Source organism: Streptomyces sp. BBFR102, assembly GCF_051397025.1.
Taxonomy (GTDB): Bacteria; Actinomycetota; Actinomycetes; order Streptomycetales; family Streptomycetaceae; genus Streptomyces.
In genome coordinates this window covers 524,174-536,800 of record NZ_CP195757.1, presented here as the reverse complement: position 1 = coordinate 536,800, position 12,627 = coordinate 524,174, and the positions used below count along the sequence as shown (strand labels likewise).

General features: G+C 74.5%; 14 protein-coding genes. 9 read left to right on the top strand and 5 right to left on the bottom strand.

Annotation, left to right across the window (positions count from 1 at the left end; genetic code table 11):
- Positions 1-58 precede the first annotated feature (58 nt).
- Complete coding sequence (locus ACSLIC_RS02430) at positions 59-1,216, bottom strand: FAD-dependent monooxygenase (protein ID WP_436736016.1); 1,158 nt, start codon at positions 1,214-1,216, stop codon at positions 59-61.
- Positions 1,217-1,289: 73 nt separating this feature from the next.
- On the opposite strand from ACSLIC_RS02430, the gene ACSLIC_RS02425 reads away from it, so the two are divergent.
- The gene (locus tag ACSLIC_RS02425) at positions 1,290-1,898 is read left to right on the top strand and encodes a TetR/AcrR family transcriptional regulator (protein ID WP_436736015.1); all 609 of its coding nucleotides are present in this window, start codon (positions 1,290-1,292) and stop codon (positions 1,896-1,898) included.
- Here ACSLIC_RS02425 and ACSLIC_RS02420 read toward each other — a convergent pair.
- Positions 1,870-2,334: a nitroreductase family deazaflavin-dependent oxidoreductase gene (locus tag ACSLIC_RS02420; protein WP_436736014.1), complete on the bottom strand. Its 465-nt coding sequence runs from the start codon at positions 2,332-2,334 to the stop codon at positions 1,870-1,872. The genes ACSLIC_RS02425 and ACSLIC_RS02420 overlap by 29 nt on opposite strands.
- Positions 2,335-2,461: 127 nt before the next feature.
- Here ACSLIC_RS02420 and ACSLIC_RS02415 point away from each other — a divergent pair, with 127 nt between their 5' ends.
- The 3 genes from ACSLIC_RS02415 to ACSLIC_RS02405 are packed head-to-tail and all read left to right on the top strand — an operon-like array spanning position 2,462 to position 4,052.
- Positions 2,462-3,178 carry a TetR/AcrR family transcriptional regulator gene (locus tag ACSLIC_RS02415; protein ID WP_436736013.1) on the top strand — a complete coding sequence of 239 codons (717 nt, stop codon included), beginning with the start codon at positions 2,462-2,464 and terminating at the stop codon, positions 3,176-3,178.
- Between the two features lie 12 nt (positions 3,179-3,190).
- Positions 3,191-3,613 (top strand): ribonuclease domain-containing protein, encoded by a 423-nt coding sequence (locus tag ACSLIC_RS02410; RefSeq protein WP_436736012.1) that lies wholly within the window; start codon positions 3,191-3,193, stop codon positions 3,611-3,613.
- Between the two features lie 43 nt (positions 3,614-3,656).
- Positions 3,657-4,052 (top strand): barstar family protein, encoded by a 396-nt coding sequence (locus tag ACSLIC_RS02405; RefSeq protein WP_436736011.1) that lies wholly within the window; start codon positions 3,657-3,659, stop codon positions 4,050-4,052.
- A 14-nt stretch (positions 4,053-4,066) separates the two neighbouring features.
- Here ACSLIC_RS02405 and ACSLIC_RS02400 read toward each other — a convergent pair whose 3' ends face one another.
- A complete protein-coding gene (locus ACSLIC_RS02400) occupies positions 4,067-5,257 on the bottom strand; it encodes a winged helix DNA-binding domain-containing protein (RefSeq protein ID WP_436740252.1) in 1,191 nt (396 codons plus the stop codon).
- Between the two features lie 294 nt (positions 5,258-5,551).
- Between ACSLIC_RS02400 and ACSLIC_RS02395 the strand changes: the two genes are divergently transcribed.
- The 4 genes from ACSLIC_RS02395 (at position 5,552) to ACSLIC_RS02380 (ending at position 10,289) form a co-directional block, all read left to right on the top strand.
- On the top strand, positions 5,552-7,018 hold the full coding sequence (locus ACSLIC_RS02395; RefSeq protein ID WP_436736010.1) for a GuaB1 family IMP dehydrogenase-related protein: 1,467 nt from the start codon (positions 5,552-5,554) through the stop codon (positions 7,016-7,018).
- Positions 7,019-7,113: 95 nt separating this feature from the next.
- Positions 7,114-7,572 carry an Lrp/AsnC family transcriptional regulator gene (locus tag ACSLIC_RS02390; protein ID WP_436736009.1) on the top strand — a complete coding sequence of 153 codons (459 nt, stop codon included), beginning with the start codon at positions 7,114-7,116 and terminating at the stop codon, positions 7,570-7,572.
- A 193-nt stretch (positions 7,573-7,765) separates the two neighbouring features.
- A complete protein-coding gene (locus tag ACSLIC_RS02385) occupies positions 7,766-8,548 on the top strand; it encodes a carbon-nitrogen hydrolase family protein (protein ID WP_436736008.1) in 783 nt (260 codons plus the stop codon).
- 49 nt (positions 8,549-8,597) lie between these two features.
- Positions 8,598-10,289, top strand: coding sequence for a flavin monoamine oxidase family protein (locus ACSLIC_RS02380; RefSeq protein ID WP_436736007.1), 1,692 nt, complete (start codon positions 8,598-8,600; stop codon positions 10,287-10,289).
- A 16-nt stretch (positions 10,290-10,305) separates the two neighbouring features.
- Here the strand turns inward: ACSLIC_RS02380 and ACSLIC_RS02375 are convergent, their stop codons facing one another.
- Entirely contained in the window at positions 10,306-11,001 is a 696-nt protein-coding gene (locus tag ACSLIC_RS02375) for a DUF5995 family protein (RefSeq protein ID WP_436736006.1), read from the bottom strand.
- 135 nt (positions 11,002-11,136) lie between these two features.
- On the opposite strand from ACSLIC_RS02375, the gene ACSLIC_RS02370 reads away from it, so the two are divergent.
- Positions 11,137-11,673, top strand: coding sequence for a GNAT family N-acetyltransferase (locus tag ACSLIC_RS02370; RefSeq protein ID WP_436736005.1), 537 nt, complete (start codon positions 11,137-11,139; stop codon positions 11,671-11,673).
- Here ACSLIC_RS02370 and ACSLIC_RS02365 read toward each other — a convergent pair.
- On the bottom strand, positions 11,594-12,514 hold the full coding sequence (locus ACSLIC_RS02365; protein WP_436740251.1) for a LysR family transcriptional regulator: 921 nt from the start codon (positions 12,512-12,514) through the stop codon (positions 11,594-11,596). The genes ACSLIC_RS02370 and ACSLIC_RS02365 overlap by 80 nt on opposite strands.
- Between the last annotated feature and the right edge of the window lie 113 nt (positions 12,515-12,627).

Below are 12,627 nucleotides of genomic sequence, written 5' to 3'. Positions count from 1 at the left end.
GGGACCGCAGTTCGGCGTGGCCGAGAAGGTGCCTGGCTCGGTGGCGTGCGCGAGCCGGTCAGTTCAGTGACGGTGGGGCCCAGGCGTGGTGACGCAGGAGCATGCGTGTGGCGACGCGGGAGGGTGTCAGCCGCATCGCCGAGTTCCGCAGGGCGACGGCCAGGGGGTGGGACAGTTGCCGGCCCATCCTCCCGGCCTGCCGGGCAGCCCCTGCGACAGCTTGGCTCCGCGGTCGGCGTTCGGCGTCGTAGCGAGCGAGCGCGGCCTCCACGGTGGCCTCGGAACGCAGAGCGGCGGCCAGAGTGACCGCGTCCTCCAGAGCCTGGCAGGCACCCTGTCCGAGGTTGGGGGTCATCGCGTGGGCCGCGTCGCCGAGCAGCGCGACCCGGCCGACCGCGTAGGAGGGGAGAGGCGTGCGCAGTTCGCGCACGTCGTGCTGGAGCACGGCCTCTGGCCGGGTCGCGTGGAGCAGAGCGGGGACCGGGTCGTGCCAGGTGTGGAAGCGCCGGAGCAGCTCGGCCAGCGGTTCGGTGAACCGTGTACCGGCCGGGAGGCTGAGGACGGCGTGCCATTCGGCCGTCCCGTCCAGGAGCGCGATGTGCCCGAACTCCGCGCCCCGGCCCCAGGTCAGCTCGAAGTCGCTACGCAGACCGACGGCGTGCCCGGTGATCGCGCGCAGCACCGTCGAGCCGCTGTGGACCGGGCCGGGGTGGTCCGGGAAGAGGTGACGGCGCACCGAGCTGGCGACGCCGTCGGCCGCCACCACCAGATCGGCCTCCAGGACCGTGTCAGCGCAGCCGACGTGAACCTTTCGCGGCCCGGCCTGCTCGACCGTCGCCACCTCGGAGCCGATGGCCAGTGACCCGGCGGGCAGGCCCGCGCGCAGTAGCCGGTGCAAGGCGGAACGGCGGATGCCCATGATCGGCGCGCCCACCGCCTTCTCCAGCGCCGAGCCGTCCAGCCGGGTCAACCACGCCCCCCGGGGCGTCCGGGTGCCGCCGCTGTACTGGCCCCGCGAAGCGTTTCGGACCGCCCCGCCGACGCCGAGTTCGTCCAGTGCCCGCAGTCCGTTGGCGGCCAGCGAGATGCCTGCCCCCGCGTCTTCGAGTGCGGACGCGCGCTCGAGGATCCGCACTCCCCATCCGATGCGGTGCAAGCCGATCGCGGCGGCCAGCCCGCCTATGCCTCCTCCGACCACCACTGCCGTGCCGCCCATGTCCCGACCCCCTCCTTCTACACCTGTAGAAGGAGGACTCTATCCCGGGCTTCTACGGGTGTAGAAAGGAGGCATGGCTTCGGTTCGGCGTACCTTCCTCGCAGACGCGGCTCTCGACGTCCTCGCGGATGAAGGGATGCGCGGCCTGACCCACCGTGCGGTCGACCGCAGGGCGGCCGTGCCGCCCGGCACCACCTCGGCCTACTTCCGTACCCGCGCCGCGCTGCTGACCGGACTCGTCGCCCGCCTGGTCCAGCTCGACCAGGCGGAACTCCAGGCGGCGGCCGACGGGCTGTCCCCCCTGCGTACCGTCGGGGAGCTGGTGGACGGCCTGGTGGCGCTCGCCCGGCGGCGGCTCACCGGCGAGGGGCGCCGGCGCTCGCTCGCCCGCCATGCCTGCGCCGTCGAGAGCGTGCGTGACGGCGAACTGCGCGAGATCCTCGCGCCCCGCGAGAACGGCGCCCGTGAGGCCGTGCTGCAGTTCCTCGTCAAGTCCGGCGTGGCCGACGCCCGGAGCCGCACCGACACTCTGCTGACCTGCGTCGACGGGCTCGTCTTCGACCGGTTGGTCAACGGCGGTGAGGTGCGGCGCGAGGCGCTCGACGGGCTGGTCGCCGCCGCGCTGCGGAAGGCCTCGGACGGCCGCGCCGGGATCAAGCCGGGCCGGCCTCCGCGCCGGTGATGCGGAAGACGGGGTGGTCAGGGCAGGCGGCCAGGAGTTCGCTGTCGGTCGAGTCGGCGGTGACGCCCTGGAAGTACTGGTTGACCTCCCAGCCCCAGCGGGAGAGGTAGGTGCGCAGGACCGCCGCCTTGTGGGTGCCGTCGGGGAGCTCCTCCGCCAGGAAGCTCCGGGTGCGGCGGCCCAGGCGCAGTTCGCCGCCACCCGCCGCGCGCATGTTCCGCACCCACTGGGAGTGGCCGCGTGCCGAGACGAGGTACTCGGCGCCCTCGTGGGTGTGCGGGTTGACCGGGATGCGCTGCGGGTCGCCGCTGCGGCGGCCGACGACCGTCAGCTCGGCCGAGCCGAGGAAGCTGACGCCGTACCGGGCGAGCCTGCCGACGAGTGAGTTCAGGCGGGCGGCGAGGGGCGTGGCTTTGAGGTAGTACGGAGTGGGCATGGGGACTCCCCAAGTCGGGAGAGCGGTGCTCTCGTTCGAGAGCAGTGTGCAGGGGAGAGGTGCGTCAAGGCAAGAGCAGTGCTCTCTTTGTTGAGCGCCGCACTCGCCGTCTGGCAGACTGCCCGCCATGAGCACTGTTCGAGGGGCCAGGGAGCGCGCCCGCGCCGAAGTCACCGCCGCCATCAAGGAGGAGGCGCGGCGCCAGCTCGCCACCGAGGGCGCCGCCCGGCTCTCGCTGCGCGCGGTCGCCCGCGAACTGGGCATGGTCTCCTCCGCCCTCTACCGCTACTTCCCGAGCCGGGACGACCTGCTGACGGCGCTCATCGTCGACGCCTACGACGCGGTCGGCGAGGCCGCCGAGCGGGCCGCGGCACGGACCGGTCAGGAGGCGGACTGGACCGGCCGCTGGGTCGAGACCGCCTCAGCCGTCCGCGCCTGGGCGCTGGCACACCCCCATGAGTACGCCCTGATCTACGGTTCCCCGGTGCCCGGTTACACCGCCCCCGGCGACACCGTGCCCCCGGCCGCCCGGGTCGCCTCCGTGCTGATCGGGATCGTCCGGGACGCGCACCGGGCGGGCGCCGTGACGCCGCCGCCGCTCGGCGACGAGGCGGTGGTGGAGGCCGGCCGGCTGGCGGACGGTCTGGCCGGCCTCACCGGTGACCTCCCGCCCGCCGTGGTCGCCGCCCTCGTCGCCGCCTGGGCCCAGCTTTTCGGGCTGATCTCCTTCGAACTCTTCGGCCACTTCCACCGCGTGGTGGGGGACCGGGAGCGGTTCTTCACCCACAGCCTGCGCGCGCTGGCCCGCTCGGTCGGGCTGCCAGGAGGCCCCGCGGCGGTGTGACAGCATCACCCCATGTCTGTGCGTCCCCGCCCCCGGGCGGCTCTCCGCGTCTGGCTGACGGCCCTGCTCTGCGCCCTGCTCGCCCTGCTGGCGGGCTGTTCGGCGCAGTCGGGCACGCCCTCCTCCGGCGGCGGGCCGACTCCCGCCTGGGCCGAGGGGATGGCCACGGTCCGCGAGGAGCGGCTGCCCGCCGAGGCCCGCGACACCCTGCGGCTGATCGACCGGGGCGGCCCTTACCCGTACGCCAAGGACGGCTCCGTCTTCGGCAACTACGAACGGCTGCTGCCGGAGCGCGAGCGGGGCCACTACCGCGAGTACACCGTGCCGACCCCCGGTTCGCGCGACCGGGGCGCCCGTCGCCTGGTGACCGGGCGTGAGGACGAGATCTACTGGACCGAGGACCACTACGCCTCCTTCCGCGCGGTGCTGCGATGAGCGCCGCTCGGCGGGCAGCGGCCGAGAAGAGGACCGTACGACCGTGACCGACGACGCCCGCACCGCCCCGTCCGCACGCCCCGCCGACCCGGTGACCCGTGCCGTGGCCGCCGCCCGGGAGGCCGGGCAGCCCTGCGCCGTCCTCGACCTCACCGGCGTCGGCGAGAAGGCCGGCTTCCTGGACGCCTGCGCCGAACAGCTCGGCCTGCCCGTCTGGTTCGGCCGGAACTGGGACGCGCTGGCCGACCTCCTCGGCGACCCCGGCAGCCTTCCGCTGGCCGACGGGGGGGTGCTGGTCGTCCGCGGCTGGCGGCAGCTGGCCGCGGCCAGCCCCGGCGACTGGGGGACGGCGCGCGCCGTCCTGGAGGACAGCGCGGCCGGTGCGCGCGACACCGGCCGGGGGGTCACCGCGCTGCTGGTGCTGGAGGCCGGGGGCTGACCGGCCCGCCCGCCTCAGCCGGAGCCGGCCGCCAGTTCCTCCTCCAACCAGGTGCGGCCCCGGGTACGGGCCGTCAGCCGGACGTCGCCCAGCCGTGCCGCGAGCCGCCCGGCCTCGGCGTCGACCGCCGCGCGGGCGTCCGCGCCGACATCCTCCAGGTAGCGGCAGACCAGTCCGCCGTCCCGGTCCTGTGCCCAGCCGCCGACGACCCGCCCGCACCACCACACGGAGGGGCCGATGTTGCCGTCCCGGTCGTACAGGTGGTCCCGGTGCGGCCCCAGGTACCAACCGCGCGACTGCCACCCCATCGGCGTCGGGTCGAGCGCCGGTAGCAGCGCCGCCCACGGTCCGGGGTCCGGCACGGGGTCGAGGTCGTCGGCGAGGACCAGCCCCGTCGTGCCGTCCGCCAGCTCCACCTCGGCCGGAGCCACCTCGCCCAGCGCCCGCTCGGTCTGTGTCTTCGTCCACCCGGTCCACCAGCGCAGATCCTCCGCCGTGCCCGGCCCGTACGCTCGCAGCCACAGCCGGGCCAGCTCGGTTCGGGCGCGCTCCGTCTCCCAGGGGGCGAGCCCGTCCGGCAGCCAGGTGGACAGCGGGGACCAGCGGTACTGGTGCGAGGTCCACGAGCCGCGCGGCCGGCCGCGTACCGCCTTGCCCTCGGCGGCGAGCAGGAGCAGCAGGCGGGCCGCGACGCTCTGGCCGCGCGCGTTCCGGGAGGCCCCGCCGACCTTCACCTGGGCGGCGAGCCGGGGATCGTCGGTGGCCAGGTCGGCGGCGGTCGCCTCACCCCGGGACGCCAGCGCGGCGAGCGCCGCCTCCTCGGCCCCGGCCAGCCAGGCGGCGGGGTCGGCGGCCAGCTTCGAGCCGGCGACGAACCCCTCCAGCTTGCGGCGCTCCCGGGCCGCCACGTCGCGGGAACAGGCGCTCTGGAGGACGGCGGCCGTCTCCACCGGCGCCACGAAGACGGTTCTGCGCATCGCCAGGAGCCGGATCAGCGAGCGGTCCTCGTACAGGGCGCGCTCCACCGACGCGGTGTCCGCCCGCTCGTCCCGGGTGCGGGCCCAGGCGGCGACGTGCACCGAGGAGGGGTCGGTGGAGTGCAGCGCCACCACCGCGCGCGCCGCCCCGGCCGGGTCCTCGGCCCGCGCGGACGGCGCGAGAGCGTGCCGCGCCCCGAGCCGCGCCCGCCGCTGCTCGTCCGTCATCCGATACGTCATCCGTGCCTCCAGGGGGCGGTCCGCGAGCCGGATGAGGCGGAGCATAGGTGCTCGGACCCGGGCGCACCGGGAGTCCACCGGAACCTGACGAGCGCCCCAGGTCGCCGCGGGGCGTGCGGACGGGCCGGGGAGCGTGGTGGCGGGTAAAGTGGCCGAGCAAGGCGGGTCGCCCGCCCGCACACGACGCCCCGGGGCGCTTGGGAGAAAGACACGAGCGCGGGGGCGTTTCGCTGTGCCTTTGTCGGAGTGACCTGCTCCGGTTTGCGTGGGAATGTGAGACTCATGCGTTTTCTTGAGCCCGGTACCGGTCGCCACACCTCGATACCCCCGGTCGCCTACGACCTGACCTATGACGACGTCTTCATGGTGCCGCGTCGCTCCGCCGTCGGTTCCCGCCAGGCCGTCGACCTCTCCTCACCCGACGGGACGGGGACCACCATCCCGCTCGTGGTCGCCAACATGACGGCCATCGCCGGGCGCCGCATGGCCGAGACCACCGCCCGGCGCGGCGGCCTCACCGTCATCCCGCAGGACATCCCGATCGAGGTCGTCACCGAGGTCACCCGGTGGGTGAAGCAGCGTCACCTCGTGCTGGACACGCCCATCGTGCTCGCCCCCACCCAGACCGTCGGGGACGCCCTGTCGCTGCTGCCCAAGCGTGCCCACAACGCCGGTGTCGTCGTGGACGAGAACCACCGGCCCGTCGGCGTCGTCACCGACGAGGACCTGACCGACGTCGACCGCTTCACCCAGCTCGCCGACGTGATGTCCCGCGACCTCCTCCTGCTCGACGCCGACATCGCCCCCGGCGACGCCTTCGACACCCTCGACGGCGCCAACCGCCGCTACGCCCCCGCCGTCAGCGCCGACGGCCGACTGGTCGGCATCCTCACCCGTACCGGCGCTCTGCGCGCCACGCTCTACCAGCCCAACGTCGACGCCCACGGCCGGCTGCGCATCGCCGCCGCCGTCGGCATCAACGGCGACGTGGCCGGCAAGGCCCGCCAACTGCTGGACGCGGGGGTCGACACCCTCGTCGTGGACACCGCCCACGGCCACCAGGAGTCGATGATCAAGGCGGTCCGCGCGGTCCGCGCCCTCGACCCGCGGGTGCCGATCGTGGCGGGCAACATCGTCGCCGCCGAAGGCGTCCGCGACCTCGTCGAGGCCGGGGCCGACATCATCAAGGTCGGCGTCGGTCCCGGTGCCATGTGCACCACCCGCATGATGACCGGCGTCGGCCGTCCCCAGTTCTCCGCCGTCCTGGAGTGCGCCGCCGAGGCCCGGGCCCACGGCAAGCACGTCTGGGCCGACGGCGGCGTCCGCCACCCGCGCGACGTGGCGATGGCGGTGGCCGCCGGCGCCTCCAACGTCATGATCGGCTCCTGGTTCGCCGGGACCTACGAGTCGCCCGGCGACCTCCAGCAGTCCGCCGACGGCCGTCTCTACAAGGAGTCGTACGGCATGGCCTCGGCACGCGCCGTGCGCAACCGCACCAGCGAGGAGTCGGCCTACGACCGGGCCCGCAAGGCGCTCTTCGAGGAGGGCATCTCCACCTCCCGGATGTTCCTCGACCCGCAGCGTCCCGGCGTCGAGGACCTGATCGACTCGATCATCGCGGGCGTCCGCTCCTCCTGCACCTACGCCGGTGCCGCCAGCCTCGCCGAGTTCGCCGAGCGGGCCGTCGTCGGCGTCCAGAGCGCCGCCGGCTACGCCGAGGGCAAGCCGCTGCACGCCAGCTGGAACTGACCTCGGCACCGCCGGGCGCGCGGGCCGGGCCCTCACCCCGGGGCCCGGCCCGTGGGCGTACTCCGCCGACGCGCCGCCGTGGTCTACTGCACGATGTGCGACTGAACGACCTCGACGAACGCATCGTCCACGCCCTCGCCGACGACGCCCGCCGGTCCTACGCCGACATCGGCACCCTCGTCGGCCTCTCCGCCCCCGCCGTCAAACGCCGCGTCGACCGCCTCCGCGCCGAGGGAGCCATCACCGGGTTCACCGTCCGCGTCGACCCGGCCGCCCTCGGCTGGCGCACCGAGGGGTACATCGAGATCTACTGCCGCCCGCACACCTCCCCCGACGACATCCGGCGCGGCCTGGAGCGCTATCCCGAGGTGGTCGCCGCCTCCACCGTCACCGGCGCGGCCGACGCCCTCGCGCAGATCTTCGCCGCCGACATGCGCCACTTCGAGGACGTCCTCGAACGCATCGCGGGCGAGCCCTACGTCGAGCGCACCAAGTCGGTCCTGGTCCTCTCCCCACTGCTGCGCCGCACCACTGTCACCAGCACCGTCGGGTGACCCCGGCCACCTCCTGACCAGCGAGAACGCACCCTCGGCAGACGACGGCGGGCGATGCGCAACAGATCGCCGCCAGAGCCCGCCCCCACGCAACGAATCACCGTCCGATGCGCAAGGAACGCGCCTTGTGACCGCTGGGCGCGCCCGCGTACGGTCGATCCGTTCCCCGTCGCACCACCGCCCGAGGTCAGCCATGCCGTCGTTGCGTACCGCCCTGCTCCAGAGCGCCCCGGCCCCCGCCGACGCCCTGGAACGCCTCGACGAAGCCGCCCGGCGCGCCGCGGCCGACGGCGCCCGGCTGCTGGTGACCCCGGAGCTGTACCTCACCGGCTACACCCCCGAGGCCGGGTTCGACGCCCTCGCCGAACCCGCAGAAGGCCCCTCGGCCCGCGCCGTCGCAGCCCTCGCCGCCCGCCACCGCATAGCCGTCGTCCACAGCTATGCCGAACGCGGCGCGGACGGCCGCCTCCACAACGCCGCCGCCCTCACCGGCCCGGACGGCAGCCGCCTCGCCCACTACCGCAAGACCCATCTCTACGGTGACCACGAGCGAGGCTGGTTCACCCCCGGCGACGAGCCCGTCGTCCAGGCCCGCCTCGACGGCCTCACCCTCGGCCTGCTGGTCTGCTACGACGTCGAGTTCCCCGAGACGGTCCGCGCCCACGCGCTGGCCGGCACCGACCTGCTCTGCGTCCCCACCGCCCTCGCCGAACCCTTCACCGTCGTCCCCGACACCCTCGTGCCCGCCCGCGCCGTGGAGAGCCAGCTCTACGTGGCGTACGCCAACCGCACCGGCACCGAGGGCCCGTTCACCTTCGCCGGGCGCAGCTGCCTCGCCGCCCCCGACGGCACCGTGCCGGTACGCGGCGGGCGCGGCGAGGCGCTGCTGTTCGCCGACGCCGACCCCGCGCTGCTGGCCGCCTCCCGCGCCGACAGCCCGTACCTGCGCGACCGCCGTCCCGAGCTGTACGGCTGAGCCGCCCCGCGCCACCCCTGACGCCCTTCCCGCAAGGAGCCCGCACCCCATGACGTCCACGGTGCCCCCCGCAGGCCGCCCCGCCCAACCGCCGCCGATCACCATGGTCGGCCCCGACTTCCCCTTCCCGTACGACGACTACCTCGGCCACGCCGCCGGGCTCGGCCAGGTCCCGGCCACCGCCCACGGCACCGAGGTGGCCGTGATCGGCGGCGGCCTCTCCGGCCTCGTCACCGCGTACGAGCTGATGAAGATGGGGCTCAAGCCGGTCGTCCACGAGGCCGACCGGATCGGCGGGCGGCTGCGGACCGTCGGCTTCGACGGGTGCGACCCGGGGCTGCGCGCCGAGATGGGCGCGATGCGCTTCCCGCCCTCCTCCACCTCGCTCCAGCACTACATCGACCTGGTCGGCCTGGAGACCAGGCCGTTCCCCAACCCGCTCTCCCCGGCGACCCCGTCCACTGTGGTCGACCTGAAGGGCGAGAGCCACTACGCCCGCACCCTGGAGGACCTGCCGCAGGTCTACCGCGACGTCGCCGACGCCTGGCGGCGGTGCCTGGAGGAGGGCGCCGAGTTCGGCGAGATGAACCAGGCGCTGCGCCACCGCGACATCCCCCGTATCCGGGAGATCTGGGCCCGGCTGGTGGAGCGCCTCGACGACCAGACCTTCTACGGCTTCCTCGCCGGCTCCGAGGCGTTCCGCTCCTTCGGTCACCGGGAGATCTTCGGGCAGGTCGGCTTCGGCACCGGCGGCTGGGACACCGACTTCCCCAACTCCATCCTGGAGATCCTCCGGGTCGTCTACACCGAGGCCGACGACCACCACCGCGGCATCGTCGGCGGCAGCCAGCAGCTTCCGCTGCGGCTCTGGGAGCGCGCCCCGGGCAAGCTCGTCCACTGGGCCCAGGGCACCTCGCTCGCCTCGCTGCACGAGGGCGGCGCCCCGCGCGGCGCGGTGACCCGGCTGCACCGGACGGCGGGTGGCGGCATCACCGTCACCGACGCCTCCGGCGCCATCCGCACCTACCCGGCCGCCGTCTTCACCGGCCAGTCCTGGCTGTTGCTCTCCAAGATCGCCTGCGACGAGACGCTCTTCCCCATGGACCACTGGACGGCCCTGGAGCGCACCCACTACATGGAGTCGAGCAAGCTCTTCGTCCCCGTCGACCGTCCGTTCTGGCTCGACAAGGACCCCGCCACCGGCCGCGACCGGATGTCGATGACGCTGACCGACCGTATGACCCGCGGCACCTACCTGCTGGACGACGGCCCGGACAGACCGGCCGTCATCTGCCTCTCCTACACCTGGTGCGACGACAGCCTCAAGTGGCTGCCGCTCTCCCCGGCGGAGCGCATGGAGGTCATGCTCGCCTCCCTCGGCGAGATCTACCCGGACGTCGACATCCGCCGCCACATCATCGGCAGCCCCGTCACCGTCTCCTGGGAGAACGAGCCCTGGTTCATGGGCGCGTTCAAGGCCAACCTGCCCGGCCACTACCGGTACCAGCGGCGGCTGTTCACCCACTTCATGCAGGACCGGCTGCCCGCCGGCCGACGGGGCATCTTCCTCGCCGGGGACGACATCTCCTGGACGGCGGGGTGGGCCGAGGGCGCCGTGCAGACCGCCCTCAACGCCGTCTGGGGCGTCATGCACCACTTCGGAGGCGCCACCGACCCGTCCAATCCGGGCCCGGGCGACCGGTTCGACGAACTCGCCCCGGTCCAGCTGCCCGAGGACTGAGACCCGCCGGTGGGGCTCAGGCGCGCAGCGGCGTCAGCAGCATGCGCGCCACCAGCCCCACCGAGGTGTCCAGGCGGCGGACGAACTCCCCGCCCAGTTCCTCCACCCCGCGCACCGCCCACAGGGTCCGGGCCGCCGCCCACGCCGCGTCCCGGGCCCTGTCCAGGCTCCAGGCACCGGCCAGGTGGGTGAGCGGGTCGGCCAGCTCCAGCAGGTCGGGGCCGGGCATCAGCTCCTCCCTGACCCGTTCCTCCAGCGAGCGCAGCACCTCGCCGACCGCGTCGAACTCGTCCTCCAGCGCCGCCGGACGGCAGCCCAGCGCACGGCAGGAGTCCACCACCGCCAGCGGCAGGTCGTGCCCCACGTGCGCCTGGATGCCGGCCAGCGCGAACTGGAGCGGACGCACTCCGGGGTGGCGCCGCTGGACGAAGAGGGGCCGCCAGCACGCCGGTACGCGCTCACCCGCCGCGTCCGCCGCCACCGCGTCGAGATAGCGCCCGGCGAAGAGCGCGGTGAGAGTCGACGCTGCCCGTACGTCGGGGAACTGCCCGGCGCCGATCCGCCGGGCCAGCTCCTCGGTGACCGTCAGGTAGACCGAGTTGAACACCCCGACACCGTCCCTCGGCGGGCAGCCGGCGCCGATCTCGCGCATCCGCGCCACCGTCGCGTCCACGGTGTCCACATCACCGGCCGTCCCGCTCGTCCCATTCATGACAGGCAGCGTGCCAGCCCGGGCGCGCACCCGCGGGCGGCGCGCCCCGCAAGGTCCCCGGAACGAGCGACCGCGCGGCACGGCGGACCGCCGCGCGCTTCAACTCCCGTACGGACGTGCGCTAAGTTGCCCGCCATGACCGGACCCGGACCCGTCTCCTGGCCGCCCGCCCCGACCACCACCGCGCGGCTGCGACTCCGCGCGGCCGAGGCCCGGGACCGCGCCGCGTTCATCGAACTGTTCTCCTCGCCGGAGGTGGGCGCCTTCATCGGCGGCGCCCAGCCGCGCGACACGCTGGAGCGCGCGGTCCCCGAGGTGCCCGGGCGGCGTCCGGGGCTCTTCGTGGCCGCCCTCGACGGAGCGATGATCGGGATCGTCACGCTCGACCGGCCCGCCGGGGAGCCCGCCGGCCGGGCCGAACTCGGCTACCTCTTCCTGCCCCACGCGTGGGGACACGGTTACGCCGCCGAGGCGCGCGAAGCGGCCCTCGCCTGGTTCGCCGGCGCCTGCCCCGGCGAGCCCGTCGCGCTTCGTACCCGCACCGCCAACGACCGCGCCCTGCGCCTCGCGGTTAGACTCGGGTTCACCGAGGTCAGGCGGTACCAGGAGTACGGCGCGGAGCAGTGGGCCGGGGTCCGCCCCCCGACCGCGCCGCCTCGCGCAGCGCGGTGAGCAGGCCCGTCAGGGCAGGGGTGCGCGGGGCGCCGGAGCGGGTCGCGGCGCGGATGGCGCGGGCCGGTTCCGGGCCCCGGACCGGGCGGACCACCACGCCGGGGTGGGGCACGGCCAGGCCCAGCAGCGGCAGGAGCGCCACGCCGAGGCCGGCGGCGACGAAACCCTGGGCCGTCGTGTAGTCCTGGCACTCCACCGCCACCTCGGGAGTGAACCCGGCAGCGGCGCAGCCCCGCAGGACCGCGTGGAGGCAGGGTCCGGGCGGCTCGCTGCCGATCCAGGGCTCCTTCGCGAGGTCGGCCAGCTCGACCACCTCCCGCCCGGCCAGCGGGTGGTCCGCAGGGAGCGCCACCCGGTACGGGTCGTCGAGGAGGTGGGCCAGGTCGACGCCGGGAGGCGGGGGCGCCTCGGGCCGCACCACGAGGCCGAGGTCGGCTAGGCCCCCGGCCACCTCCGCCAGCGGATCGTCTGGTTCGCTGAGGAGCAACTCCACGCCGATGCCCGGGTGTTCCTGGCGGAAGCGGGCCAGCGCAGGCGCCAGCAGCCCCGGCCCGGCGGTGGCGAAGTACCGCACGGTGAGCCGTCCGGTCCGCCCTGCCCGCAGATCGGCGAGCGCCGCCTCGGCGAGGGCGACCTGATCGCTGATCAGCCCCGCGTGCTCGGCCAGCAGGGTTCCGGCCGCGGTCGGCCGCACGCCACGCCCCACTCGTTCCAGCAGGGGGGCGCCCGCCTGCGCCTCCAGGGCCGCCACCTGCTGGCTCACCGCCGACGGGGTGTAGCCCAGCCGCTGGGCGGCCGCCGTCACCGAGCCGGTGGCCACCACGGCACGCAGCACCTGCATCCTCCGCACATCCAGCATGTAGTGCAGCTTAACGGTGGGTGCAAAACCTTTCGCTTGTCCTGTCGGATCAGGTGCGGAACCGTGGGGAGCGACCGGACGGAGGGCGCGGATCG